The organism is Streptomyces mayteni (assembly GCF_054783955.1).
Map to the genome: position 1 here is coordinate 16,210 of NZ_BAAGPR010000035.1, position 25,225 is coordinate 41,434.

19 protein-coding genes are annotated in these 25,225 nt (G+C 73.0%); 12 read left to right on the top strand and 7 right to left on the bottom strand.

The genetic code is table 11. From position 1 onward, the window contains the following. Positions 1–15: 15 nt before the first annotated feature. Positions 16–1,023, bottom strand: a complete 1,008-nt coding sequence (locus ACYVPE_RS17480) for an ABC transporter substrate-binding protein (protein ID WP_461034541.1) — start codon at positions 1,021–1,023, stop codon at positions 16–18. A 187-nt stretch (positions 1,024–1,210) separates the two neighbouring features. Between ACYVPE_RS17480 and ACYVPE_RS17485 the strand changes: the two genes are divergently transcribed. From ACYVPE_RS17485 to ACYVPE_RS17495, 3 genes are all read left to right on the top strand, one after another. Further along, positions 1,211–2,275 carry a FecCD family ABC transporter permease gene (locus tag ACYVPE_RS17485; protein WP_461034542.1) on the top strand — a complete coding sequence of 355 codons (1,065 nt, stop codon included), beginning with the start codon at positions 1,211–1,213 and terminating at the stop codon, positions 2,273–2,275. After that, a complete protein-coding gene (locus ACYVPE_RS17490; RefSeq protein ID WP_461034543.1) occupies positions 2,272–3,345 on the top strand; it encodes a FecCD family ABC transporter permease in 1,074 nt (357 codons plus the stop codon). The genes ACYVPE_RS17485 and ACYVPE_RS17490 overlap by 4 nt, the downstream gene beginning before the upstream one ends. 157 nt (positions 3,346–3,502) lie before the next feature. Continuing rightward, positions 3,503–4,387, top strand: a complete 885-nt coding sequence (locus tag ACYVPE_RS17495) for an ABC transporter ATP-binding protein (RefSeq protein ID WP_461034544.1) — start codon at positions 3,503–3,505, stop codon at positions 4,385–4,387. On the opposite strand, the gene ACYVPE_RS17500 is transcribed toward ACYVPE_RS17495, so the two are convergent. After that, a complete protein-coding gene (locus ACYVPE_RS17500) occupies positions 4,374–5,192 on the bottom strand; it encodes a pectate lyase (protein WP_461034545.1) in 819 nt (272 codons plus the stop codon). The two genes, ACYVPE_RS17495 and ACYVPE_RS17500, sit on opposite strands and share 14 nt — an antisense overlap. A gap of 249 nt (positions 5,193–5,441) precedes the next feature. Between ACYVPE_RS17500 and ACYVPE_RS17505 the strand changes: the two genes are divergently transcribed. The 6 genes from ACYVPE_RS17505 (at position 5,442) to glgP (ending at position 14,062) form a co-directional block, all read left to right on the top strand. Further along, positions 5,442–7,115 carry an ABC transporter substrate-binding protein gene (locus ACYVPE_RS17505; protein WP_461034546.1) on the top strand — a complete coding sequence of 558 codons (1,674 nt, stop codon included), beginning with the start codon at positions 5,442–5,444 and terminating at the stop codon, positions 7,113–7,115. A 105-nt stretch (positions 7,116–7,220) separates the two neighbouring features. Beyond that, positions 7,221–8,225 (top strand): ABC transporter permease, encoded by a 1,005-nt coding sequence (locus ACYVPE_RS17510; RefSeq protein ID WP_461034547.1) that lies wholly within the window; start codon positions 7,221–7,223, stop codon positions 8,223–8,225. Next, the gene (locus ACYVPE_RS17515; RefSeq protein WP_461034548.1) at positions 8,225–9,208 is read left to right on the top strand and encodes an ABC transporter permease; all 984 of its coding nucleotides are present in this window, start codon (positions 8,225–8,227) and stop codon (positions 9,206–9,208) included. The genes ACYVPE_RS17510 and ACYVPE_RS17515 overlap by 1 nt, the downstream gene beginning before the upstream one ends. Before the next feature lie 6 nt (positions 9,209–9,214). Then, positions 9,215–10,243 (top strand): ABC transporter ATP-binding protein, encoded by a 1,029-nt coding sequence (locus ACYVPE_RS17520; protein WP_461034549.1) that lies wholly within the window; start codon positions 9,215–9,217, stop codon positions 10,241–10,243. Then, the gene (locus ACYVPE_RS17525) at positions 10,240–11,334 is read left to right on the top strand and encodes an ABC transporter ATP-binding protein (RefSeq protein WP_461034550.1); all 1,095 of its coding nucleotides are present in this window, start codon (positions 10,240–10,242) and stop codon (positions 11,332–11,334) included. The genes ACYVPE_RS17520 and ACYVPE_RS17525 overlap by 4 nt, the downstream gene beginning before the upstream one ends. A 112-nt stretch (positions 11,335–11,446) precedes the next feature. Further along, on the top strand, positions 11,447–14,062 hold the full coding sequence (gene glgP / locus ACYVPE_RS17530) for an alpha-glucan family phosphorylase (protein ID WP_461034551.1): 2,616 nt from the start codon (positions 11,447–11,449) through the stop codon (positions 14,060–14,062). Positions 14,063–14,735: 673 nt separating this feature from the next. Here glgP and ACYVPE_RS17535 read toward each other — a convergent pair. Together ACYVPE_RS17535 and ACYVPE_RS17540 are read right to left on the bottom strand one after the other, a co-directional pair. Then, positions 14,736–16,595, bottom strand: a complete 1,860-nt coding sequence (locus ACYVPE_RS17535; protein ID WP_461034552.1) for an ABC transporter ATP-binding protein — start codon at positions 16,593–16,595, stop codon at positions 14,736–14,738. Beyond that, the gene (locus tag ACYVPE_RS17540) at positions 16,592–18,427 is read right to left on the bottom strand and encodes an ABC transporter ATP-binding protein (RefSeq protein WP_461034553.1); all 1,836 of its coding nucleotides are present in this window, start codon (positions 18,425–18,427) and stop codon (positions 16,592–16,594) included. The genes ACYVPE_RS17535 and ACYVPE_RS17540 overlap by 4 nt, the downstream gene beginning before the upstream one ends. 125 nt (positions 18,428–18,552) lie before the next feature. Here ACYVPE_RS17540 and ACYVPE_RS17545 point away from each other — a divergent pair, with 125 nt between their 5' ends. Beyond that, positions 18,553–18,867, top strand: a complete 315-nt coding sequence (locus ACYVPE_RS17545) for a hypothetical protein (protein ID WP_461034554.1) — start codon at positions 18,553–18,555, stop codon at positions 18,865–18,867. A gap of 591 nt (positions 18,868–19,458) precedes the next feature. On the opposite strand, the gene ACYVPE_RS17550 is transcribed toward ACYVPE_RS17545, so the two are convergent. The 3 genes from ACYVPE_RS17550 to ACYVPE_RS17560 form a co-directional block, all read right to left on the bottom strand. Next, entirely contained in the window at positions 19,459–19,935 is a 477-nt protein-coding gene (locus ACYVPE_RS17550; RefSeq protein ID WP_461034555.1) for an ATP-binding protein, read from the bottom strand. Between the two features lie 75 nt (positions 19,936–20,010). Beyond that, positions 20,011–20,787: an enoyl-CoA hydratase/isomerase family protein gene (locus tag ACYVPE_RS17555; RefSeq protein ID WP_461034556.1), complete on the bottom strand. Its 777-nt coding sequence runs from the start codon at positions 20,785–20,787 to the stop codon at positions 20,011–20,013. Positions 20,788–20,814: 27 nt separating this feature from the next. Then, positions 20,815–21,969 carry a L,D-transpeptidase gene (locus ACYVPE_RS17560; protein ID WP_461034582.1) on the bottom strand — a complete coding sequence of 385 codons (1,155 nt, stop codon included), beginning with the start codon at positions 21,967–21,969 and terminating at the stop codon, positions 20,815–20,817. A 245-nt stretch (positions 21,970–22,214) separates the two neighbouring features. On the opposite strand from ACYVPE_RS17560, the gene glgX reads away from it, so the two are divergent. Together glgX and ACYVPE_RS17570 are read left to right on the top strand one after the other, a co-directional pair. Next, positions 22,215–24,455 (top strand): glycogen debranching protein GlgX, encoded by a 2,241-nt coding sequence (gene glgX, locus ACYVPE_RS17565; RefSeq protein WP_461034557.1) that lies wholly within the window; start codon positions 22,215–22,217, stop codon positions 24,453–24,455. 166 nt (positions 24,456–24,621) lie between these two features. Next, positions 24,622–25,200 carry a TerD family protein gene (locus ACYVPE_RS17570; protein WP_461034558.1) on the top strand — a complete coding sequence of 193 codons (579 nt, stop codon included), beginning with the start codon at positions 24,622–24,624 and terminating at the stop codon, positions 25,198–25,200. Positions 25,201–25,225 lie beyond the last annotated feature (25 nt).

Consider the following 25,225-nt stretch of genomic DNA (forward strand, 5'->3'; position numbering starts at 1 on the left):
GCGCGTGCGCGCGGGCTACCGCGCGTCGTCCACGCCGAAGATCTCCGCCATGTCGTCGAGCACCTGGTTGGCGCCCTGGAGCGACACGGAGGTCATCCAGATCTCGTCCCGGACCTCGTACGCGTGCCCGTTCTGGACGGCGGTAAGGCGCTCCCAGAGGGGATTGGCGAGGAATCTCTCCCGCCGCTCCTCGCCGCCCGAGTAGGAGGTGTAGAACAGCACGTCCGCGTCGGCCTGTTCGATCTGCTCCTCGCTGATCTCGATGTTGAACTCCTCGGGATCCCGCTGGTTCTCAGGCCGCGCCAGGCCCATGTCGGAGAGGATGATCCCGCTGAAGGTCGCGGGCAGGTAGATGCGGGTGGGGCCGTCGAGGAACCGGACGACGGAGACCGTCGGGTCGCCCAACTCCTCGTTGACCGCGGTGCCGATCGCGGTGGCCCTGGCCTCGTAGGCGGCCAGCTGCTCGGCGGCGCTGTCCTCCTCGCCGAGCGCCTCGGCGATCAGGCCGATGTTGTCCTTCCAGGTCGGCCCGGTGGTCGCGACGAAGACGGTGGGCGCGATCGCCGAGAGCTGGTCGTAGAGGTCCTCGTGGCGGATGGTCGCCGAGATGATCAGGTCGGGCTCGAGGGTGGCGATCAGCTCCAGGTTCGGGCTCTCCAGCGGGCCGACCTCCTGGGTCTCGGCGACGGCGTCGCCCAGGTACTCGGGGAAGCCGCCCAGGTCGCGGTAGGAGGAGATGCCGCCGACCAGGTTGCCGTCCAGCGCGACCACGGCCTCGACCAGGCTGTTGTCCAGGGCGACGATCCGCTGGGGCGCGGCGTCCAGGACGGTCTCGCCCTGGTCGTGCGCGATGGTGCGCGGGTACGCGCCGTCGGACGAGCCGCCCGAGGGTGCCGCGTCGTCCGACGAGTCGCCGTCGGAGCCGCCGCCGCAGGCGGTCAGGGCGCCGGCCATCACCAGCGACAGCAGCAGGGTGGCGAATCGGCCGCGCCGGCGGCCGACTCGGTTGGGGATGCGGATCACAGAGCTCTCTCCCGCACTTCTCTCAGGGCCAGCACAGCCTCTCAGGGCCAGCACAGCCTCTTAGGCCGGCACTTCCTAAGGCAAGCCTAACCTTGGCAAAATCCGTGTGAGAATAGCCGTTGATCCCGTTCCGCGCCATATTGGGGGTGGGAGGCGGCCCAGGTTAGGTGTCCCTTACCGTGTGCGGGTGCACCTGAAGCCCGTCCCCGTCCCGGTGGCCGCCGAACCGCCACCCGCCCCGCCCCCGGGACCGCCCCGCGCCCGGCGCGCGCTGGCGCTCACCACCCTGCTCCTCGCGCTGTTCCTCGTCTGCTGCGCCTCGCTGGCCATCGGCGCCAAGTCGGTGCCGCTCTCCGACGTGCTGGCCGCCGTCACCGGGAGCGAGGAGGGCGACGCGGTGGTGGTCCGCGAACTCCGCGTGCCCCGCACCCTGCTCGGGCTGCTCGCCGGCCTCGCGCTGGGCGCCGCGGGCGCCGTCGCCCAGGACGTCACCCGCAACCCGCTCGGCGACCCCGGGCTGATCGGCGTCGGCGCCGGCGCCTCGTTCGCCGTCGCCGCCGGCATCGGGCTGTTCGGCCTCACCCACTCCCACCAGTACATCTGGTTCGCCTTCCTGGGCGGCGCGCTCGCCGGCCTGGTCGCCTACGCCGTCGGCGGCAGCGGCTACGGCGGCGCCACCCCGGCCAAGCTCGCGCTGGCCGGCGCCGCCGTCACCGCGCTGCTCGACGCGTTCACCAACGCCCTGGTGCTGCTCGACATCCGCACCCTGGAGCAGTACCGCAACTGGGCGATCGGCTCGCTCGCCGGCCGGGACGCCGAACTCGTCCCGCAGCTCTCCTGGTTCGTGGTCGCCGGCCTGGCACTCGCCGTCGCGCTCAGCGGCCGGCTCAACGCCCTGGCCCTCGGCGACGACCTGGCCACCACGCTCGGCACCCGGGTCAGGACCACCAGGGCGCTCGGCGCGCTCGCCGTGATCGTGCTGACCGGCGCCGCCGTGGCCGCCTGCGGCCCCGTCACCTTCGTCGGCCTCGTCGTGCCGCACGTCGTCCGCTCCCTCACCGGGCCCGACGCCCGCTGGCTGGTGCCCTGCTCGGCGCTCGGCGGCGCGGTGCTGCTGATCGGCGCCGACGTCGTCGGCCGCGTCGTGGCCCGCCCCGGCGAGGTGGAGGCCGGCGTGGTCACCGCGCTGATCGGCGCACCCTTCCTGGCGCTGCTCGTCAAGCGCGGCAAGCTCCGGGAGCACACCCGATGAGCCGGAACCGCCTGCCCCGAGAGCTCGCCCTCACCCTCGGCCCCGCCGCCGCCCGCGTCAGGACCCGGGCGGTGCTGGCCGTCGCCGCGCTGGCGCTGCTGGCCTTCGCCGGGCTGGTCGCCTCCGTCTCGCTCGGCACCTTCGCCATCCCGGTCGGCGACGTGCTCGGCGCGCTGTTCGGCGGCGGCCCGGCCGACGCCCGGCTGATCGTCCACGACCTGCGGCTGCCGCGGGCGTTGACCGCCGTGCTCGCGGGGCTCGCCTTCGGCCTGGCCGGCGCCGTCTTCCAGGCCGTCACCCGCAACCCGCTGGCCAGCCCCGACCTGATCGGCATCTCGGCCGGCGCGGGCGCCGGCGCCGTCGCCACCATCATGTTCGGCGGCGTCACGGCGGCCGGCGCGGCCACCTTCGGCGCCGTGCCGTTCGGCGCGCTCGCCGGCGCCCTGGTCAGCGCCGTCCTGATCTACCTGCTCGCCTACCGCGGCGGCACCATCACCGGCTACCGGTTCGTGCTCGTCGGCATCGCCGTCAACGGCGCGCTGGCCGCGCTGACCCGCTGGATGCTGGCCCGCGCCGACATCGACCAGGCCGCCCGCGCCATGACCTGGCTCACCGGCAGCCTCAACGGCCGCGGCTACGACCACGTCCGCTGGGTCGGCCTCGCGCTGCTGCTGCTCGTGCCGCTCACCCTGGCCCTGATCCGGCCCTACCAGCTGCTCCAGTTCGACGACGACACCGCCCGCAGCCTCGGCATGCCGCTGACCAGGGCGCGGATCGCGCTGCTCCTGCTGGCCACCTGCCTGGCCGCGCTCGCCACCTCGGCGGCCGGCCCCGTCGCGTTCGTCGCGCTCGGCGCCCCGCACATCGCGCGCCGGCTGGCCGGCACCGCCGGCATCCCGCTGATCACCAGCGGCCTGGTCGGCGCCGCCCTGCTGGTGCTCGCCGACCTGGCAGCGCGATTGGTTCTCGACCCGATCGAACTGCCGGTCGGCATCGTTACCGGCGCCGTGGGCGCTCCTTACCTCCTGTTGCTTCTCGCCCGAACCAATCGGGTCGGAAGGGGAGGCTGACGTGACTCCGCCCCCCTGCCCGAAGGAGGAGAGCTTTCCACCCGGAGGTGGTGGTCCAGCCCGAACCAGCCCCTTGCGGGGCGTGAGCGAAGTATCACGGTCCGGTGAAGCAACTCCCCCACCGGCCGCACCCGGTGGCGCCCCCGCTAGGAGACCGATGGGATCCCGACCAGACACCCACGCGACGAAGCCGCAGACCGAACTGCCGGCCGGCAGCTCCGGGTCGCCGCCGCTCGGCGCCGCGCTCACCGGAAGCGGGCTGCGGCTCGGCTACGGCCCCCGGGTGGTGGCCGAGGCGCTCGACCTGGCGCTCGCCGGAGGCCGGGTGACCGCGCTTGTCGGGCCCAACGCCTGCGGGAAGTCGACCGCGTTGCGCGCGCTGGCCCGGCTGCTGAAGCCGACCGCCGGCGTCGTGCACCTGGACGGCGCCGACATCCAGGAGCTGCCCGCCCGCGCCCTCGCCCAGCGGCTCGCGCTGCTGCCGCAGACGCCGACCGCGCCCGACGGGATAACCGTGCGTGACCTGGTGGCCAGGGGCCGCACGCCGCACCAGCGCTGGTGGCGGCAGTGGTCGCGGGAGGACGAGCTGGTGGTGGACGCGGCGCTGGCCGCCACCGGCTCTGCCGAACTCGCCGAGCGGTCCATCGACGAACTCTCCGGCGGCCAGCGGCAGCGCGTCTGGATCGCCATGGCGCTGGCCCAGGACACCGACGTACTGCTGCTCGACGAGCCGACCACCTACCTCGACCTGGCCCACCAGGTCGACGTGCTCGAACTCGTCGTCGGCCGCAACCGCGACCGGGGCACCACCGTGGTGATGGTGCTGCACGAGCTCAACCTGGCCTGCCGCTACGCCGACCACCTGGTCGCGATGCGGGACGGCACCGTGGTGGCGGCCGGCCCGCCGGGCGAGGTGGTCACCCCCGAACTGGTCGAGGACGTCTTCGGGCTGCGCGCCACGGTGATCGAGTGCCCGGTCGCGGGGACCCCCCTGGTGATCCCCGAGGGGGGCCGCCGCGACGCCGGGGCTACCGGTAGGTGAGATCGGACGCGGAGTAGCGGCAGTTGGTGCCGTCCGGGTCGCTGCCCGACTCGTCGGGCTCGTCGCCCTCGTCGTTGCCGACGTACTTCTGGCAGGGCACGACGTCCCGGCCGGAGTCGCCGACGAGGGTGATGTTCCGCAGCGTGGCGGTGTCCCCGTAGTTCTCGTTGATGCCGACCAGCCGGTCGGCGGGCACCGTCACCTCGACGCCGTCCAGCACGATGTCACGCTGGTACTGCGTCGAGCAGTTGCCGCACGAGCGGACGAGGGTGGCGAAGTCCTCGGCCACGAAGTTCCGCACCGTCAGCTCGCCGCCGCCGTTGTGCTGGAACACCTTGTCGTCGCCGTCGACGGCCGCGCCGCCGACCACGGTGAACCGCGCGCCGTCGCCGCCGCGGAAGGTGGCGGCGTCCTCGCCGATGTCCTCCCACCAGACGTTGGTGAGCGTGCAACTGCCGTAGCAGTGCACGCCGTCCACGCCCGGCGAGCCGATGATCACGTTGGCCAGCGAGCCGCCCTCCTCGACGCGGAAGACGGGCAGCTGGTCCTCGTCCTGGTCGCCGGCGCCCAACTCGGGCCCCGGCACGTAGCGGACGTTCCCGCCGTCGAACGGCTCGTCCACCAGGATCGTCTCGTGCACCACCACCTCGTCGGTGGGGGTGGGGAAGTCGGCGGCGACGGGGGCGACGGGGGCGGGCGCCGCGGCCGCGGCGCCGGCCGGGTCGGCCATCGTCGTCAGACCGCCGACCGCGAAGGCCGCGGCCAGGCCGGCGGCCAGCAGGGGGGAGCGCAGGGATCGCACCATGACTCTCCAGAGTTCCGTGGGGGGAATTGTCACCGGGGTGTTGCCGCCGGATGGTCACGAGGTTGCCGGGGCGGGAGAAAAGGCCGCGAAGACGCGAACCGAAGGTGAAAGAAAGGTACTTGTCACCTTTTGGTTGCCAAGATCTCAGCTCGGTATCGCTGATCTACGCGCGGTTCTCAGGTATGTACTAGCGCAGTAATGTGCCCTCCACCGGAACGGCTTACCACCGCCAACACCTCGAGGTGGACGATGCGCACAGCAAGACCCAAGGCCGCCGCCAGGGCGTTCGCGGCCGTGATCGCGATCGGCCTGATAGCGGCCGGTTGCGCCAGCGACCGCGATGACGAGGAAGGGTCGGGAGACGGCTCGGGCACCTTCGTCTTCGGCGCCGCGGGCGATCCCGCGGCCCTCGACCCCTCGTTGGGCAGCGATGGCGAGACCTTCCGGGTCACCCGCCAGGTCTTCGAGACCCTGATCGAGCACGAGCCGGGCGGCACCGAGATGGTTCCCGGCCTCGCCGAGGAGTGGTCGAGCAACGAGGCGGGCACCGAGTGGACGTTCAACCTGCGGGACGGGGTGACGTTCCACGACGGCGACGAGCTGACCGGTGAGGTCGTCTGCCAGAACTTCGACCGCTGGTACAACTGGACCGGCACCTATCAGAACACCACCCTGTCGTATTACTGGAATGTGGTGTTCGGTGGGTTCGCCGAGAACGAGAGCGACGAACTCCCGCCGTCCAACTACGCAGGGTGCACCGCCCCCGACGAGCTGACCGCCGTCATCGAGGTCAACGAGCCGTCGGCGAACTACCCGGGCGGGTTCTCGCTCCAGTCGTTCGCCATCCAGTCGCCGACCGCCATCGAGGCGATGGCCGCGGACCCGCCAAGCGGCGAGGGCGAGAACATCACCTTCCCGAACTACAGCCAGGAAGCCGGCATCGTCTCCGGCACCGGCCCGTTCCGGATCTCCGAGTGGAACAAGAGCAACGGCGAGATCACCCTGGAGCGGTTCGACGACTACTGGGGTGACACCGCGGGCGTCGAGGAACTCGTCTTCCGGACCATCCCCGAGGAGGACGCCAGGCGCCAGGCCCTCCAGGCCGGCGACATCGACGGCTACGACCTCGTCGCCCCCGCCGACGTCGAGACGCTGGAGGCAGACGGCTTCCAGGTCCCGGTCCGCGGTGTCTTCAACCTCCTCTACCTCGGCATCACCCAGGAGAACAACCCGGCCCTGGAACAGCTCGAGGTGCGGCAGGCCATCGCCCACGCCATGGACCGAGAGAACATCGTGAACACCCAGCTGCCCGAAGGCGGCGTGGTGGCCACCCAGTTCGTGCCCGACACCATCGACGGCTACTCGGACAACGTCACGACCTACGAGCACGACCCGGAGCTGGCCCAGCAGTTGCTGGCCGACGCCGGCGCCGAGGACCTGACGATCGACTTCTGCTACCCGACCGAGGTCACCCGCCCGTACATGCCGGCCCCCGCCGACATCTACGAACTGCTGCGGGCCGACCTGGAGGCCGTGGGCATCACCGTCAACCCGGTGGCGCTCAAGTGGAACCCGGACTACACCGAGACCACCCGCGACGGCGGTTGCGGCGTCTACCTGCTCGGCTGGACCGGCGACTTCAACGACGCCTACAACTTCCTCGGGACCTGGTTCGCCGACTACTCGCGGGAGTGGGGCTTCGAGAACCAGGAACTGTTCGACCTGATGTCCGAGGCGTCCACCGAGCCCGACGTGGCCACCCGCGTCGGCCTCTACGAGGGCCTCAACGACTACATCATGGACTACCTGCCCGGCGTGCCGATCTCCAGCTCGCCCCCGTCCATAGCCTTCTCTCCCGACGTGAACCCGCCCACCGTCTCCCCGCTGACGCAGGAGAACTTCGCGGAGGTCACGTTCAAGTAGGCAGTGGGGACCCGGGCCGCGGCCCGGGTCCCCGAGGACCAGTCCGCCCGGCCGCGGCACCCCGCGGCCGGGCGGCTCCCATGTGAGGGAAGGGGGAGCCCTTCGGTGCTCCGTCTCATCGTCCGCAGGCTCCTCCAGCTGGTACCCACGCTGCTCGGCCTGTCGGTTCTGCTCTTTCTCTGGCTGCACCGGCTGCCGGGCGGGCCGGCCTCCGCGCTCCTCGGCGAGCGCGCCACCGAGGCCGACCGGCGGCAGATCGAGGAGGCCCTCGGCCTCAACGACCCCGTCTGGGTGCAGTACGGCCGCTGGATGGAACGCCTCATCCAACTCGACCTCGGCTCCTCGGTGCGCACCGGCCGGCCCGTCTGGGAGGAGTTCACCCAGCGCTTCCCGGCCACCGTCGAACTCGCCCTGGGCGCCATGCTGATCGCCGTCGTCGTCGGGATACCGCTCGGCTACTTCGCCGCCCGCAGGCGCGGCACCTGGCTCGACGTCAGCGCCGTCTCCGGATCGCTGATCGGCATCTGCATCCCCGTCTTCTTCCTCGGCTTCATCCTGCGCGCCGTCTTCGCCGTCAACCTCGGCTGGCTGCCCAGCTTCGGCCGCCAGTCCACCGGCATCGACGCCACCGAGGTCACCGGCTTCTACGTGCTCGACGGCCTGCTGACCGGCGAGTTCGACGCCTCCTGGGACGCGATCGAACACCTGGCGCTCCCGGCGCTCGCGCTCTCCTCCATCCCGCTCGCCGTCATCGTCCGCATCACCCGGGCCAGCGTGCTCGAGGTGCTCGGCGAGGACTACGTCCGCACCGCCGAGTCCAAGGGCATCGCGCGCCGCGTGGTGCGCGGCCGGCACGTGCTGCGGAACGCGCTGCTGCCCGTCGTCACCACGGTCGGCCTGCTCACCGGCTCGCTGTTGTCCGGCGCCGTGCTCACCGAGTCGGTCTTCGCGTTCGGCGGCATCGGCTCCTTCATCAGAGAGGCCATCGACGCCCGCGACTACCCCGTGCTGATGGGCTTCATCCTCTTCATCGCGCTGCTGTACGTGGCCATCAACCTGCTTGTCGACCTGGCCTACAGCCTGATCGACCCGAGAGTGCGGGTGAACTGATGAGCACCACGACCCCCAACCCGTCCCCCAACCCGTCCAAGTCTGCCAAGATCGACCGGCTCGCCGAACTCACGGCCCGCAACGAGACCGCCAGCGGCGCCAGCCTCTGGGTGGAGGCGTTCCGCCGGCTGCGGCGCAGCAAGATGGCGCTGATCGGCGCCGCCATCATGGCCGTGTTCGTCGTGCTGGCGATCGTCGGCCCCTGGATCGCCCCCTACAGCCCCACGGCCCAGACCTGGCGGGACGAGGTCTTCGTCAACCGCGGCGAGTTCGTCGGGCCGCGCGGCGACAACTGGCTCGGCCTCGACCACCTCGGCCGCGACCTGTTCTCCCGCCTGCTGGTCGGCACCCGGCAGACCCTGCTGGTCGGCGTCGTCTCCACGCTGCTCGCCTTCGTCGTCGGCGCCGTCATCGGCGGCGTCTCGGGCGCGGCGCTCGCCTTCGGCGGCCGGGTCGGGCGGCGGATCGACACCGTGCTCATGCGGCTGATCGACATGATGCTCGCGCTGCCCTCGCTGCTGCTCGCCGTCTCGATCGCCGCCGTCCTCGGGCAGTCGTTGACCACGGTGATGATCGCCGTCGGCGTGGCACAGATCCCGATCTTCGCCCGCCTGTTGCGCGGCTCCATGCTCGCCCAGGCCGGCGCCGACTACGTGCTGGCCGCCAGGTCGCTCGGCGTGCGCCGGCGGCGGATCGTGCTGGCGCACGTGCTGCCCAACTCGCTCGGCCCGCTGATCGTCCAGTCGACGCTGGCCCTGGCCACCGCCATCATCGAGGCCGCCGCCCTCTCCTACCTGGGCCTCGGCAACCCCGACGCCTCCCAGCCGGAGTGGGGCGTGATGCTCGCCCAGGCACAGCGGTTCTTCGACCAGGAACCGATGATGGCCGTCTATCCCGCGCTGGGCATCATCATCACCGCCCTCGGCTTCACCCTGCTCGGCGAGGCCATGCGCGAGGCACTCGACCCCAGACTGCGGAGCTGATGCGTCATGTCCCTGCTTGACGTGGACGAACTGACGGTGACCTTCGCCGGCCGCGACGGATCCGACACCCGAGCCGTGGCCGGGGTGTCCTTCGCCGTCGACCAGGGCGAGGTGGTCGGCCTGGTCGGCGAGTCGGGATGCGGGAAGAGCGTCACCTCGCTCGCCCTGATGGGCCTGCTGCCCAGCCGCGGCGTCACCGTCGGCGGCCGGGCCGTCTTCGACGGCACCGACCTGCTGTCGCTGCGGCCCTCGGCCCTGCGCGACCTGCGCGGCAGCCAGCTGGCGATGATCTTCCAGGACCCGCTCTCCTCGCTCAACCCGGTGGTGCCGATCGGCGTCCAGGTCACCGAGATCCTCACCAGGCACCGCGGGCTGCGGGGCGCCGCCGCACGCAAGGAGGCCGCCACCCTCCTCGACCGGGTCGGCATCCCCGACCCGACGCGGCGGCTCAAGGAGTACCCGCACCAGCTCTCCGGCGGCATGCGGCAACGCGCGCTGATCGCCATGGCGGTGGCCTGCGCCCCCCGGCTGCTGATCGCGGACGAGCCGACCACCGCGCTCGACGTCACCATCCAGGCGCAGATCCTGGAGCTGCTGAAGGAACTGGTCGACCAGCAGGGCACCGCGCTGCTGATGATCACCCACGACCTCGGCGTGGTCGCCGGCCTGTGCGACCGGGTCAACGTGCTCTACGCCGGCAAGGTGGTGGAGGCCGCGGATCGCCGGCCGCTGTTCGCCGACCCCGCCCACCCGTACGCGCACGGGCTGCTCGGCTCCATCCCGCGCCTCGACGCGCCGCGCGGCGACCCGCTCAACCCGATCCGCGGCTCCATCAACGACCGGATCGACTGGGCGGACGGCTGCGCCTTCGCGCCGCGCTGCGACTTCTACACGCTCGACTGCCTCCAGGGCACCCCCGAGCTGACGGGGCGCGCCGGGCCGGCCGGCGCGGACGACGAGGCGGACGCCGGACACCGGGTGCGTTGCGTCAACCCGGTGACCACCACGAGTGAGGCGACGGAGGCGGCGGTATGAGCCTGCTCGAACTGGACGACGTCAAGGTGCACTTCCCCGTGAAGCGGGGCGTGCTCTTCGACCGCACGGTCGGCCACGTCTACGCCGTCGACGGCGTCTCGCTGACCGTCGAGGCCGGCCAGACCTACGGCCTGGTCGGCGAGTCGGGCTGCGGCAAGACGACGTTGGGCCGCGCCGTGCTGCGGCTCACCGACATCACCTCGGGCCGCGTCGTCTTCGACGGCACCGACCTGGCCGCGCTGCCCGACGAGGAGATGCGGCGCACCAGGCACCGGCTCCAGATGGTCTTCCAGGACCCGCTCGGCAGCCTCAACCCCCGGCAGAACATCGAGTCGATCCTCGCCGAGGGCATGGCCGCGCACGGCATCGGCGCCAACCGCGAGGAACGCCGGGAACGGATCGTCGAGATCCTGCGCCGGGTCGGGCTGCCCGCCGGCGCGCTCTCCCGCTACCCGCACGAGTTCTCCGGCGGCCAGCGGCAGCGGATCGGCATCGCCAGGGCCCTCGTCCTGGAACCCGACCTGATCATCTGCGACGAACCGGTCTCGGCGCTCGACGTCTCCATCCAGGCGCAGGTGCTCAACCTGCTGGAGGAACTCCAGGACGCGCTCGGCCTGACCTACCTGGTCATCGCCCACGACCTGGCCGTCGTCCGGCACATCTCCGACCGGATCGGCGTGATGTACCTGGGGTCGCTGGTCGAGGAGGCGCCGAGCGACGCGCTCTACGCCGAACCCCGCCACCCCTACACCCGGGCCCTGATGTCCGCCGTGCCGGTGCCCGACCCGGACGTCGAGGACAACCGGGAGCGGATCCTGCTCCGCGGCGACCTGCCGTCCCCGGCCAACCCGCCGGCCGGCTGCCGCTTCCACACCCGCTGCCCCTGGCGGCAGCCGGAGCGCTGCGACACCGAACGCCCCGCGCTCACCGACCTCGGCGACGGGCACCGGGTGGCCTGCCACTACGCGGCCGAGATCGCCGACGGCACCATCCAGCCCACCAGGGACCTGGCGCCCCCGGTGCTGCGCGAGGTGCCGGGCGTCCCGGCCCAGGGCGGCGGGGGAGAGGAACCCGTGCCCGCCACCTCCTGACCGGCCGTCGGCCCCCGGCGTGGTCCCCGGGGGTGGTTTACGGGCGCGATTCCGGCCCACCCGGCCGGAATCCCCCGTAACCACCCCCTTTGTCCCGCTACGGTCGTGCGCTGTGAAGGCCATCCGTCGTTTCTCCGTGCGTCCCGTCCTTCCCGAAACCCTCCGATCCCTGCACGAACTCGCGTTCAACCTCCGCTGGTCCTGGCACCCCGAGACCCGCGAACTCCTGCGCTCCGTCGACCCCGCCGGCTGGCAGGCCGCCCGCGAGGACCCGGTCCGCATGCTCGGCGCAGTCGACGCCGACCGGCTCGCCGAGCTCGCCACCGACCGCGGCTTCCTCCGCCGCCTCGGCCTCGCCGCCGGCGACCTCAGCGACTACCTCACCGAACCTCGCTGGTACCAGGCAGCCGATGCCCAGGGCGGCGGCGAACTCCCCAGAGCCATCGCCTACTTCTCCCCCGAGTTCGGCATCACCGCGGCCCTGCCCCAGTACTCGGGCGGCCTCGGCATCCTCGCCGGCGACCACCTCAAGGCCGCCAGCGACCTCGGCGCCCCCCTCATCGGCGTCGGCCTCCTCTACCGGCACGGCTACTTCCGCCAGAGCCTCTCGCCCGACGGCTGGCAGCAGGAGCACTACCCCGTCATCGACCCGCACGAGCTGCCCCTCACCCCGCTCACCGAACCCGACGGCACCCCCGCCCTCGTCCGGCTCGCCCTCCCCGGCGGCCGCACCCTCACCGCCCGGATCTGGCGGGTCCTCGTCGGCCGCGTCCCGCTACTGCTCCTCGACTCCGCCCTCGCCGAGAACGGCCCGGCGGAACGCGACGTCACCGACCGGCTCTACGGCGGCGGCAGCGAACACCGGCTGCTCCAGGAGATGCTGCTCGGCATCGGCGGCGTCCGCGCCGTCCGCGCCTTCTGCCGGCTCACCGGCCACGCCGAGCCCGAGGTCTTCCACATGAACGAGGGCCACGCCGGCTTCCTCGGCCCCGAGCGGATCCGCGAACTCGGCGACTACGACGTCGACTTCGACGCCGCCCTGCACGCGGTCAGGGCCGGCACCGTCTTCACCACCCACACCCCGGTACCGGCCGGCATCGACCGCTTCCCCGAGGAACTCGTCGCCCGCCACCTCGGCGAGGGCGCCGAACTCGCCACCGTGGACCAGCAGGCACTCCTCGGCCTCGGCCGCGAACCGGCCGCCATCGCCGGCACCGACGTCGCCGGCACCGACACCGCTGGAGGGGACCAGGCGGCCCCGCCCCAGTTCAACATGGCCGTGCTCGGCCTGCGCACCGCGCAGCGCGCCAACGGCGTCTCCCGACTGCACGGCAGCGTCAGCCGCGGCATGTTCTCCGGCCTCTGGCCCGGCTTCGACCCCGAGGAGGTGCCGATCGGCTCCGTCACCAACGGGGTACACGCGCCCACCTGGACCGCCGACGCCATGCAACGCGCCCAGCACACCAAGCTCGGCGACGCCGAACTGTGGGAACTCCGCCGCACCCTGCGCGAACAACTCGTCCAGGAGGTCAGGGCCCGGGTCCGCGCCGCCTGGCGGCAACGCGGCGCCGGCCAGGCCGAACTCGGCTGGGTCGACGGCGTCCTCGACCCCGACGTGCTCACCCTCGGCTTCGCCCGCCGCGTCCCCGCCTACAAGCGGCTGACCCTGATGCTGCACGACCGTGACCGGCTCCGCGCGCTCCTCCTGCACCCGGAACGCCCCGTCCAGATCGTGGTCGCCGGCAAGGCACACCCCGCCGACGACGGCGGCAAGCGGCTCATCCAGGAACTCGTGCGGTTCGCCGACGACCCCGAGGTGCGGCACCGGATCGTCTTCCTCCCCGACTACGGCATGGCCATGGCCCGCTCGCTCTACGCCGGCTGCGACGTCTGGCTCAACAACCCGCTGCGCCCGCTGGAGGCGTGCGGCACCTCAGGCATGAAGTCCGCCCTCAACGGCGGCCTCAACCTCTCGGTCAGGGACGGCTGGTGGGACGAGTGGTTCGACCCCGACTTCGGCTGGGAGATCCCCACGGCCGACGGCCTCGCCGCCTCCGAACCCGAGCGACGCGACGCGTTGGAGGCCGCCGCGCTCTACCGGCTGCTCGCCGAACAGGTCACGCCCTGCTTCTACGACCGCGGCGTGGGCGGAGTGGGCGGTGGCGGCGTGCCGAGCCGCTGGATCGAGATGGTCCGCGCCACCCTCGACCGGCTCGGGCCGCTGGTGCCGGCCGAGCGGATGCTCCGCGAGTACATCGCCGACTACTACGCCCCGGCGGCCCACTCCCACCGGGCCCTCACCGCCGACGCGGCCGGCGAACTCGCCGGCTTCGCGGACCGCGTCCGACGCGAATGGCCCCGCGTCACGGTCGACCACGTCGAACCCGGCGCCGAGGCGCCGACCCTCGGCGGCACGGTGTCCCTGCGGGTGCGGGTCGCGCTCGGCGACCTCGAACCCTCCGAGGTCGAGGTCCAGGCCGTCACCGGCCGGGTGAACGGCGACGACACGCTGGCCGACCCCGTCTACGTCTCACTGAAACCGGAGGGCGGCCCCGACCTGTCGGGCCGCTGGACCTACACCGGCGAGCTCCCCCTGCACCGGACGGGACCCTTCGGCTACACGGTGCGGGTGCTCCCGGCACATCCGCTCCTGGCGTCGCGGCCCGAGCTGGGGCTGACGAGGCTCCCGGACGGGGAGACCCCGGAACTGCTGCCGGCGGCCGGCTGACCGGGGGTTTTCCCCCACCCACCCGCCCTTTCCTGCGCTGCCGCGTCGCGGGCGCGCTGCGCGCGGGGTGGTGCGCGCTGCGCGCGGGCGGTGGCCCGCGGGGGCCCAACGCGGCGGCTTCGCCGCCGTTGGGCCCCTGCGGCCGTGTCGGCCTGCGGCCGTGTCGGCCTGCGGCCGTGTCGGCCTGCGGCCGTGTCGGCCTGCGGCCGTGTCGGCCTGCGGCCGTGCCGCGCCCACCCTCCCCCAGCCATGGGGGTCCCCCCGGACGGAGTCTGGGGGGAGGCTGGGAGGTGCCCCCACGAGCCCCCGGCGGGTGGCTTGCGCGGCAGCGGGCCGCCGGCCCGGCGGCGTAGCCGCCGTGGGCCGGGCCCGCGCCCCTGGCGGGGCGCAACCGTCCTGGGCCGGCCCCTGGCGGGGCGGAGCCCCGCCGGGCCGGGCGGCGCAGCCGCCCCCACCGCGCGGAGCGCGGAAAGGGGCGGGTGGGTGGGGGAAACCCCCAGGGAGCGCGGGGCACCTACCTCCGGCCCGGAGGGCCCGGCGGCGCAGCCGCCACGGCCCCCGGCCATGGCCCCCACCGCGCGGAGCGCGGGGCACCCGCCCCCCACCGCCGGAGCGCGGCAGCGGAAGGGTGGGTGGGTGGAGGGAACACGGCCCGTCGGGGAGCGCGCCGCGCCTAGGCCAGGCTGTCGCGCCACGCCCGATGCAACGCCGAGAAGCGGCCGTCGCCCGCGATGAGTTCCGCCGGAGGGCCGTCCTCCACCACCCGGCCCGCGTCCATCACCAGCACCCGGTCGGCGATTTCCACCGTGGAGAGCCGGTGCGCGATCACCAGGGCCGTGCGGCCCTGGAGGACCGTCACCATCGCGTCCTGGACCGCCTTCTCGCCTGGGATGTCGAGCGAGGACGTCGCCTCGTCGAGGATCACCACCGACGGGTCGGCGAGCACCACCCGCGCGAAGGCCACCAGTTGCCGCTGGCCGGCGGAGATCCGGCCGCCCCGCTTGCGGACGTCCGTGTCGTAGCCCTCCGGCAGGGAGCTGATGAAGTCGTGCGCGCCGATCGCCTTCGCGGCCCGCTCGATCTCGTCCCGCGTGGCGTCCGGCTTGCCGATCGCGATGTTCTCGGCGACGGTGCCGGAGAACAGGAACGCCTCCTGGGTCACCATCACCACCCCGCGCCGCAGCTCCGGCATGGCCAGCTGCCGCAGGTCGGTGCCGTCGAGCAGCACCCGGCCCTCGGTCGGGTCGTAGAACCGGGCGAGCAGCTTGGCCAGCGTCGACTTGCCGGCGCCGGTGGCGCCCACCAGGGCGGTGGTCTGGCCGGCCGGCAGGGTCAGGTGGAAGTGCGGCAGCACCTCGCCGCCCGTGCGGTAGGCGAACCTGACGTCGTCGAAGACCACCTCGCGGCCCGGCCGACCGGCCGCCCGCGCGGGCAGTTCGGTCGGCTGTGCCGGCTCCGGCACGTCGGGCCGCTGGGACAGCAGCCCCGCGACCTTCTCCAGCGAGGCCACCGCGGACTGGTAGTTGTTGAGGATCATCGCGAAGCGGTCGAGCGGGTCGTAGAGCCGCCGGATGTAGAGCGCGCCGGCGGCCAGCGCGCCCAGCTCCAGGTCGCCCGAGGCCACCCGCTGCGCGCCCCAGAGCACGAGCCCCGCCACGGCGACCGCCGCGATGAGCCGGGAGAGCACCACGAAGCGGGCCATCTCCAGGATGGTGTCGCCGTTGACCCGCTCGTGCGCCCGGTTGAGCTTCTCGAACGACTCGTCGTTGGCCCGCTCGCGGCGGAACGCCTTGACCGGCCGGATGCCGTTGAGCGTCTCGGAGAACTTGACGATCACCGCCGCGATCGCCGTCGAGCGGCGCAGGAACCGCTCGGCCGAGCGCCGCCGGAAGCTGCGCACCAGCAGGTAGACGGGGACGAAGGAGAGCAGTGCCGCGGCGCCGAGGCCGAGGTCCAGGTAGAGCAGCAGGGCGCCGATGTAGACGACGGACACCAGGATGTTCAGCATCTCCTGGAGGCCCTCGTTCAACAGCTCGCGCAGCGACTGCACGTCGCTGGTGGAGCGGGAGATGAGCCGGCCCGAGGTGTAGCGGTCGTGGAAGTCGAGGCTGAGTGCCTGGGCGTGCCGGTAGATGCGGAGGCGCAGCTCGAGCAGCACGTTCTGGTTGATCCGCGCCGAGATCCTGATGAACGTGGCCTGCAGCACGCCGGCGCTCAGCGCGCAGACCAGGTAGGCCACGGCGACGGCGATCAGCGGGCCGTTGTCGTCGTCGCGGACCGCCGGGACGCCGCTGTCGATCGCGTAGGCGACCAGCAGTGGCACGGCCTGCACCGCCGCCTGCTGGGTGAGCAGCAGCACGGCGGCGACGGCGACCCGGTTCCGGTAGGGGCGCAGCAGTGAGCCGAGCAGCTGGCGGGACGCGCCCTTGGGGGAGGGGAGGGTGTCCTGGGCCAGTGGGTCGGTCTCGACGGCGGGGCGTTCCTCCCGCCTCTCGTCCTGGGTGTCGTCCTGGGTGTCGACGGTGGTGGTCATCGCGCGGCGACCTCGCTGTAGGCGTTGTGCTCCTCGGTGTGCTCACCGGTCATCAGGTGCCGGTACTCGGCGTTGCCGTGCAGCAGTTCGGTGTGGGTGCCGACGGCGACGATCCGGCCGCCGGAGAGCAGCGCGACCCGGTCGGCCAGCTGGACGGTGGACGGCCGGTGGGCGACCACCAGCGCGGTGGTGGTGGCCAGGACCTCGCGCAGTGCGGCCTCGACGCGGGCCTCGGTGTGCACGTCGAGGGCGGAGAGCGGGTCGTCGAGGACCAGGAACGCCGGCTGGCCGATCACGGCGCGGGCCAGCGCGAGCCGCTGGCGCTGGCCGCCGGAGAGGCTGAGGCCCTGCTCGCCGACCTCCGTCTCGCTGCCGGCGGGCAGGGCGCCGACGAAGCCGTCCGCCTGGCTGACGGCCAGCGCGCGATCCAGGTCCTCGCGGCCCGATTCGGGGGCGCCCATCAGCACGTTCTCCCTGACCGAGGCCGAGAACAGCGTCGGCTCCTCGAAGGCGACGGCGACCCGGCGGCGCACCTCGTCCCTGGGGAGGCCGGCGATGTCGACGCCGTCGAGGGTGACGCGGCCCTCGGTGACCTCGTACAGCCGGGGCACCAGCGCGATCAGCGTGGTCTTGCCGCTGCCGGTGCCGCCGACCAGGGCCAGCGTCTCGCCCGGGCGGATGTGCAGGTCGACGCCGTCGAGCACGGGCGTGCTGTCGGGGGCCGCGTCGGGGTAGCGGAAGACGACGTTCTCGAACCGGAGCCCGTCCCGGACCGTGGTGTCGGCCTTCGCGGCGGGGGCGGCCGCGCCTGGCTCGGCGGGGACCTCGACGTCCATCACCTCGAAGAAGCGGTCGGTGGCGGTGGCCGCCTCGTTGCACAGCGCCAGCAGGAAGCCGATGGACTCCACGGGCCAGCGCAGCGTCATCGCGGTGGTCATGAACGCCACCAGGGTGCCGGCGGTGAGCGCGCCGTCCGCGACCTGGCCGACGCCGATCACCAGGGCGATGCCGAGGAACAGCTCAGGGAGGCTGAGGATGACCAGCCAGATGGCGGCGAGCAGCCGTGCCTTGTGCAGCTCGGTGTCCATCAGCCGGCGGGTCAGCGCGTCGAACGCGCGGGCCTGGCTGCGGTGCCGGCCGAAGCCCTTGATGATGCGGATGCCGAGGATGGACTCCTCGACGACCGTGGTCAGATCGCCCATCTGGTCCTGGGCGCGGCGGGCCACCACGGAGAACCGCTGCTCGAAGATCCAGCAGACGAAGATCAGCGGCACGACGGGGACGATCAGCACCAGGCCGAGCAGCCAGTCCTGCGCGAGCAGCACGCCGAAGCCGATCAGGATGGTCGCGCTGTTGACGATGAGGAAGGTGAGGCCGAAGGCGAGGAACATCCGGAGCAGCTGGAGGTCCCCGGTGCCGCGCGAGAGCAGCTGGCCGGTGGGCCAGCGGTCGTGGAACTGGACAGGGAGCCGCTGCACGTGCCGGTAGAGGGCGGACCGCATGTCCGCCTCGACGCGGGTGAGCGGCCGGGCCACCAGCCAGCGGCGCAGCCCGAACAGCGCCGCCTCGGTGACGCCGACCACCAGCAGCACGAGACCGCCGAGCCACACACCCGCGGTGTCGCCTTCGGTGACCGGACCGTCCACGATCCACTTCAGCACCAGGGGCATCACCAGGCCCATGCTGGCGGCCACGACGGCCACGCCGGCGGCGGTGAAGACCCGCCCTCTGACCGGGCGCACATACGGCCAGAGCCGAAGCAGCGAGCGGACGACGGAACGTTTTCGGGAGGCGGCGGCGGGGGCGGCGGGGGCTTCGGCTGAGGCAGACATCACTACCGAGACTACGGTTCGGCACTGACACTTCCCACGGGTTTTCGCCCTAGTCCGGAGGGCTGAGACGGCCGAGAAGGCTCACTGCGGGCGCACTGTCGGTGCCGCTGCTTAGGGTGTGCGGCATGAGTCAGCTGACACGGATGCGGGACCTTCGGGAGCTCCAGGCGGCGCTGCGGACGGCGTCCGACATCGCGTTCGACCAGGAGCCGCCGGCCGGCGAACAGGCCGACGTCCTGGTGGACGCGCTGCGGCGGGCGCTGACGGCGGCGCAGTCGCTGGGCGAGGGCCCCGGCGACACGGGCTGCCGGGAGCATCCGCGGGGGGCGGTGGATCCGCTCTACGGCGACAAGGACGACCCACTGCCGGCGGGTTGGGGCCGCTGCCTGCTGTGCAACGACCGCCGCCGCCGCGCGACGCGCGCGGCACGGCGCGGGTGACCGGGAGGCATCCCTCTCTCCCCCACCCACCCGCCCTTTACGCGCTTCGCGCGGTGCGGCCCCCGGGCCCTTCGGGCCCGGCGGGGGTTGCCCCACCCACCCGCCCTTTCGCGCTTCGCGCGGTGGGGGCCCGGCGGGGCTGGCCCGGGCGGCAGCGCGCTTCGCGCGGCGCGCCGCCGGCCCGGCGGCGGCTCCGCCGCCAGGGCGGACGCGCTGCGCGCGGTGTGCCGCCGGCCCTTCGGCCCCGGTGGGGTGTCCCCGCTAGTTCTCGCGCTCCGCGCGGAGATCGCCGCAGGCGCCCGCCGGGGCGGCCCGCGCCGCTTCCCGCGCTTCGTGTGGCGCCGGCACCGTGGGTGCTCACCGGCGGCTGCGCCGCATGGGCGGGTTCGCGCCGTAGCGCGTCTTGCGCGGCGGGGCTCCGGGCGCCAGCCCGTGCTCCGCACACCGCTGTTCCTGCGGCGCCGTAGGACGCCCGTCGGCGGCGAAGCCGCGGGGCGGCCCGCGCCGTAGCGCGCTTCGCGCGGCCGAGCCGCCGGGGCGGCAGCCCGGGAAAGGGCGGGTGGGTGGGCCCAACTCCCCCGCCGCGTAGCGCTAACGCGCAGCGGTCCGCATCTCGAACCAGACGGATTTGCCGAGCGGCAGCAGGTCGACACCCCAGCGGTCGGCGAGCGTGTCGACGAGGAAGAGGCCGCGGCCGGAGACGACGTCCATCTCGCGGACGGGGAGCAGGCACGGGAGGGCCCTGGAGGGGTCGCGTACCTCGACGCGGATCCAGCCGCGGCGGCGGCGGATGCGGAGGCCGAAGGCGGGGGCGCCGGCGTGTTGGACGGCGTTGCCGACGAGTTCGGAGACCAGCAGGACGGCGTTCTCGGTGAGTTCGGCCGGCAGCAGCCAGCGGGTGCCGAACTGCTCGCGGGTGAGGCGCCTGGCGAGCCCGGCCGACTCCGGGCGGGAGGGGAGTCGCACCTCACGGAAGGAGGGGTCGGCGCCGACCGGTTCCAGAGCCGCTTCGGTCAGTTGGTCCTCGCGCATCAGGTCCCGCATGGGAGTGTCCGCCGCTGCTGCCATGCCCCCCATCATGGCGTGCATATGCCCGGAGCGTGGGCGGTTCCGTGGTAAGTGACCCCGCCGGGGTGAGGCGGGTCAGTCGCGGGGCCAGAACCGGGCCTTTCCGGGGCCTTCCTCGACGAAGCTCCGCATGCCGTACTCGCGGTCGTGGGTGGCGAAGAGGCCGGCGAACCAGGTGCGTTCGATGGTCAGGCCGGTGTCGATGTCGGTTTCGAGGCCGCCGTCGACGGACTCCTTGGCGGCGCGCAGGGCCATGGCGGGGCCGGTGGCCAGGCGGGCGGCCCAGGCGTGGGCCTCGGCGAGCACCTGGTCGGCCGGGAGCACCCGGTCGACGAGGCCGATCCGCAGTGCCTCCGCCGCGGTGACCTGGCGGCCGGTGAAGATCAGGTCCTTGGCCCTGGACGGGCCGACGAGTCGGGCCAGGCGCTGGGTTCCGCCGGCGCCCGGGATGAGGCCGAGCAGGATCTCGGGTTGGCCGAGCTTCGCGTCCTCGGCGGCGTAGCGGACGTCGGCGCAGAGCGCCAACTCGCAGCCGCCGCCCAGCGCGTAGCCGGTGATCGCGGCGATCACCGGCTTGGGGACGCGGGCGACGGCGGTGAAGGCGGCCTGGAGGCCGCGGGCGCGGGCCACCATGCCCTCGTGGTCCATCTCCCGCATCTCGCGGATGTCGGCTCCGGCCGCGAACGCCTTCTCGCTGCCGTGGATCAGCACGGCGCGGATGTCGTCGCGGCCGGTGACCTCGCCCGCGAGGTCGCGCAGCCGGTCCTGGGTGGCGATGTCCAGCGCGTTGAGCGGCGGACGGTCGAGCCGGATGGTGCCGACGCCGTCCGCCACGTCCAGATGAACTGTCATGCGCGCCAGGTTAGGTGAGGCGGGGGCTCAGACGCCCCACTCCTCCCAGGACAGGTTCCAGCCGTTGAGGCCGTTGTCGGGGGCGATCACGTCGTCGTTGGAGTTGACGACCTCGACCACGTCGCCGATCAGCGAGTTGGCGAAGAACCAGGCGGCGTCGGTGCCCGGGTCGCCGGCGCCCTGGACGTCGCGCAGGCCGACGCAGCCGTGGCTGGCGTTGGAGTTGCCGAAGGCGTTGCCGCCCCAGTAGTTGCCGTGGATGAAGGTGCCCGAGGTGGACAGCCGCATGGCGTGCGGCACGTCGGGGATGTCGTACTCGCCGCCGTAGCCGACGGTGTCGCCGTTCATCCGGGTCTCGACCAGCTTCTCGGTGATCACCATCCTGCCGTTCCAGGTCTCGTAGCCGGGGGCGCCGGTGGTGACCGGGATGGAGCGGATGGACTCGCCGTCCCTGACCACGTCCATGCTGAGGGTGTCGACGTCCACCGTGCTGACCTGGCTGCGGCCGACGGTGAAGCCGATGTCCTCGCGGGCCGTGCCGTAGACGCCCGGGGCGCCCTCCACGCCGCGGACCCGCAGCTGGATGTCCACCTGGGTGCCCGGCGCCCAGTACTCCTCGGGCCGGAAGTCGATCCGCTGGTTCCCGAACCAGTGGCCCCTGACCTCGACGGGCGGCTCGGTGACGATCTGGATGGCGTCGCGCACCGCGTCGGTGTTCTCGATCGGGGTGTCGAAGGTGAGCGAGAGCTCCATGCCGACGCCGACCTCGGCGCCGTCGGAGATGTTCCAGTTGCTGGTGAAGGTGGCGTCCGCCGCCAGCGTCGTGAAGGAGGTGGTCCTGGTGCCCTCCGTGCCCTCGGTGTTCTCGCCGACGACGGCCACCGTGTACTCGGTGTCGTTGGCGAGGGCCTCGCTCGGCGCCCAGCCGGTCGCGTCCTCCGTCAGCTCGCCCGTGACCTCGGTGCCCTCCGGGTCGGTTACCCTGACCTCGGTCAGCGTGCCGTCCTCGGCGCCGACCGTCAGTTCGCCCGCGGTCGCCACGCCTGTCGCGCCGTCATCGGGCGCGACGGATATGGTCACTTCGGGTGTGTCGGCCGTCCGGTCGTCGGGCTCCGCGTCGCCCGAGCCGCCCCCACTGCACGCGGTGAGCGTCAGCAGCACCACCCCCAACAGCGCCGACATGACCCCCGAGGCACGTCTCTTCCCACGCCGTGTACTCACGTGTCGTTCTCTCCCCTCGCGCGCGCAGCACCGCGCGCAGCCCCTTTGGATCACCAGGTAATCACACGGTCGCACTGGGGAAACGGCGTCTTCTGTCACCGTTCCGCTGCAGTTGGGCGCGGTCGCTACGGCCGTTCGCCGCGTGCGTCGTGGCAAAATGCCCTATTCCCGGGCGTTCGGGGTGAAGCAGCGATGGGAGGGCCGCCGTGCGCCACGCGTCCACGCAGGTCGGGCCGGTGGGGCCGGTGGGGCCGGTCGAGGTCTGGCCAGGTCAACCCGAGCCGCTCGGCGCCCGGTTCGGCGTAGGCCCCGGCTCCGAGCCAGGCTCCGCGTCCGGCTCGGTCGAGGGCACCAACTTCGCGCTGTGGGCCGGCGGCGCCGAGGCCGTCGAGCTCTGCCTCTTCGACGACGCGGGCCGCGAGACCCGGTACCCGCTCGCCGAGCCGACCCACGAGATCTGGCACGGCTTCCTGCCGGGCGTCCGCCCCGGGCAGCGCTACGGCTACCGGGTGCACGGCCCCTGGGAGCCCGCCACCGGCGCCCGCTGGAACCCGGCCAAGCTGCTGCTCGACCCCTACGCGCGGGCGGTGGACGGCGAGTTCGACGGCGCGCCGGCCGAGGTGTACGGCCACGACCGCGACCACCGGAACCCCGAACGCGCCGACACCGTGCGCGACGACCGCGACTCGGCGCCGTTCGTGCCCAAGGGCGTGGTGGTCGCCGACGGGCCACGGCCGGCCGCCGGCGGCCGGCCGCGGACCGACTGGGCCGACTCCGTCATCTACGAGCTGCACGTGCGCGGCTTCACGAAGCGCCACCCGGGTGTGCCGCCCGAACTCCGCGGCACCTACGCCGGGCTCGGCCACCCCGCGGCGATCGAGCACCTCACCCGGCTCGGCGTCACGGCCGTCGAGCTGCTGCCGGTCCATCAGTTCGCCCACGACCCGCGGCTGACCCGCCGCGGCCTGCGCAACTACTGGGGCTACGACTCCATCGGCTACTTCGCCCCGCACGCCGGCTACAGCGCCTCGGGAACCCGCGGCCAGCAGATCGGCGAGTTCCGCGCCATGGTCGACGCGCTGCACGCGGCCGGCGTGGAGGTCGTCCTCGACGTCGTCTACAACCACACGGCGGAGGGCGGCGAGGGCGGCCCGACCCTCTCGCTGCGCGGCATCGACAACGCCGGCTACTACCGGCTCGCCGACGACCCGCGGCACTACGCCGACTACACCGGATGCGGCAACACCCCGCACGTCGTCAGGCCGCACGTGCTCCGGCTGATCACCGACTCGCTGCGCTACTGGGTCGAGGAGATGGGCGTCGACGGCTTCCGCTTCGACCTGGCCGCCGCGCTGGCCCGCGCCATGCACGACGTCGACATGCTCTCGCCGTTCCTCGCCGTGATCGCCCAGGACCCGGTGCTGCGCCGGGTCAAGCTGATCGCCGAACCCTGGGACGTCGGCGACGGCGGCTACCAGGTGGGCGCCTTCCCACCCCTGTGGACGGAGTGGAACGACCGCTACCGGGACACCGTCCGCGACTACTGGCGCGGCGCGCTGCCCGAGCTCGGCGACCTCGGCTACCGGCTCTCCGGATCCAGCGACCTGTACGCGGGCAGCGGCCGCCGCCCCTACGCCTCCGTCAACTTCGTGACCGCGCACGACGGGTTCACCCTGCGCGACCTGGTCACCTACGAGCGGAAGCGGAACGAGGCCAACGGCGAGGGCAACCGCGACGGCAGCGACGACAACCGCGCCTGGAACTGCGGCGTCGAGGGCCCGACCGACGACCAGGACGTCACCGCGCTGCGCCGCCGGCAGCTCCGCAACCTGCTCACCACGCTGCTGCTCTCCACCGGCGTCCCGATGCTGGTGGCCGGCGACGAGCTGGGTCGCACCCAGCTCGGCAACAACAACGCCTACTGCCAGGACAACGAGACCGGTTGGCTCGACTGGTCGGCCGCCGAGGACCCGGAGTGGCGCCCGCTGCTCGACCTCACCAGGCGGCTGATCGCGCTCCGCCACGACCACCCCGTGCTGCGCCGCCGCGCCTTCTTCTCCGGCCGCCGGCACGGCCCCAAGGGGCTGCGCGACCTCGGCTGGTTCACCGCGGACGGGCGGGAGATGACGGAGGACGACTGGAACGCGCCGAGCGCCACGCTCGGCATGTTCCTCTCCGGCACCGACATCCCGGGTCGGGACGCGACGGGCCGGCGGATCGTCGACGACAGCTTCCTGCTCCTGCTGCACGCCGGCGCCGCGCCGCGGGACTTCCCGCTGCCGGGGCCGCCCTGGGCCGCCGGTTACCGACTGTTGGTCGACACCACCCGCGAGGACCAGCGACGGGCGCCCGACACCGCGCACTCCGCCGGCGAACCGCTGCGACTCGCGCCCCGCTCCGCGCTGTTGCTGCGCGCCCTGCCACCCGCCCCGCCGCACGCCCCCTGACCCGCCGGCCGACCGCGGCCGGGCCGCGACCCGGCCGCGGAGTATTGCAGGACCGATACAAAGCGGGCCTTGGCGCGTGCGCTGTCAGTGGCAGTGCGTAGTGTGATCCATGTCGCCGAAGTGGGCGGCGCGCACTGGAGTAACACCGCGAAGGGGAATGCCAGCCATGGGTATCGACTTGTCGAAGGGGCAGGCGATCAGCCTGCAGAAGCAGGACGGCGGCTCGCTCAGCGCCGTGCGGATGGGCCTCGGCTGGCAGGCGGCGCCCCGGCGGGGGCTCTTCAGGTCGCGCACCCAGGAGATCGACCTGGACGCCTCGGCCGTGCTGTTCGCCGACAAGCAGCCGGTCGACGTGGTGTTCTTCCAGCACCTGGTGAGCGACGACGGCTCGGTGCGGCACACCGGCGACAACCTGGTGGGCGGCGCCGGCCAGGGCGGCGACGACGAGGCGATCCTCGTCGACCTGCCGCGGATCCCGGTCCACGTCGACACCATCGTGTTCACGGTCAACTCGTTCACCGGCCAGTCCTTCGCGGAGGTGGAGAACGCGTTCTGCCGCCTGGTCGACGAGACCACCGGGCAGGAGCTCGCCCGCTACACGCTCACCGGCGGCGGCCCCTACACCGCGCAGGTCATGGCCAAGGTGAGCCGCCAGGGCGCCGGTTGGCAGATGACGGCCATCGGCGAGCCCGCCAACGGCCGTACCTTCCAGGACCTGATGCCCGCGCTGATCCCGCACCTGTAGGCCGGCGCCACCGATACCATCCTGG

What these genes read in the sequence shown, in the direction of transcription:
- ACYVPE_RS17490 (WP_461034543.1), top strand. Translation starts at nt 2,272, where the DNA reads ATGAGCCGGAACCGCCTGCCCCGAGAGCTCGCCCTCACCCTCGGCCCC.
- ACYVPE_RS17495 (WP_461034544.1), top strand. Translation starts at nt 3,503, where the DNA reads ATGGGATCCCGACCAGACACCCACGCGACGAAGCCGCAGACCGAACTG.
- ACYVPE_RS17500 (WP_461034545.1), bottom strand. Translation starts at nt 5,192, where the DNA reads ATGGTGCGATCCCTGCGCTCCCCCCTGCTGGCCGCCGGCCTGGCCGCG.
- ACYVPE_RS17505 (WP_461034546.1), top strand. Translation starts at nt 5,442, where the DNA reads ATGCGCACAGCAAGACCCAAGGCCGCCGCCAGGGCGTTCGCGGCCGTG.
- ACYVPE_RS17515 (WP_461034548.1), top strand. Translation starts at nt 8,225, where the DNA reads ATGAGCACCACGACCCCCAACCCGTCCCCCAACCCGTCCAAGTCTGCC.
- ACYVPE_RS17520 (WP_461034549.1), top strand. Translation starts at nt 9,215, where the DNA reads ATGTCCCTGCTTGACGTGGACGAACTGACGGTGACCTTCGCCGGCCGC.
- ACYVPE_RS17525 (WP_461034550.1), top strand. Translation starts at nt 10,240, where the DNA reads ATGAGCCTGCTCGAACTGGACGACGTCAAGGTGCACTTCCCCGTGAAG.
- ACYVPE_RS17535 (WP_461034552.1), bottom strand. Translation starts at nt 16,595, where the DNA reads ATGACCACCACCGTCGACACCCAGGACGACACCCAGGACGAGAGGCGG.
- ACYVPE_RS17540 (WP_461034553.1), bottom strand. Translation starts at nt 18,427, where the DNA reads ATGTCTGCCTCAGCCGAAGCCCCCGCCGCCCCCGCCGCCGCCTCCCGA.
- ACYVPE_RS17545 (WP_461034554.1), top strand. Translation starts at nt 18,553, where the DNA reads ATGAGTCAGCTGACACGGATGCGGGACCTTCGGGAGCTCCAGGCGGCG.
- ACYVPE_RS17550 (WP_461034555.1), bottom strand. Translation starts at nt 19,935, where the DNA reads ATGGCAGCAGCGGCGGACACTCCCATGCGGGACCTGATGCGCGAGGAC.
- ACYVPE_RS17555 (WP_461034556.1), bottom strand. Translation starts at nt 20,787, where the DNA reads ATGACAGTTCATCTGGACGTGGCGGACGGCGTCGGCACCATCCGGCTC.
- ACYVPE_RS17560 (WP_461034582.1), bottom strand. Translation starts at nt 21,969, where the DNA reads ATGTCGGCGCTGTTGGGGGTGGTGCTGCTGACGCTCACCGCGTGCAGT.
- ACYVPE_RS17570 (WP_461034558.1), top strand. Translation starts at nt 24,622, where the DNA reads ATGGGTATCGACTTGTCGAAGGGGCAGGCGATCAGCCTGCAGAAGCAG.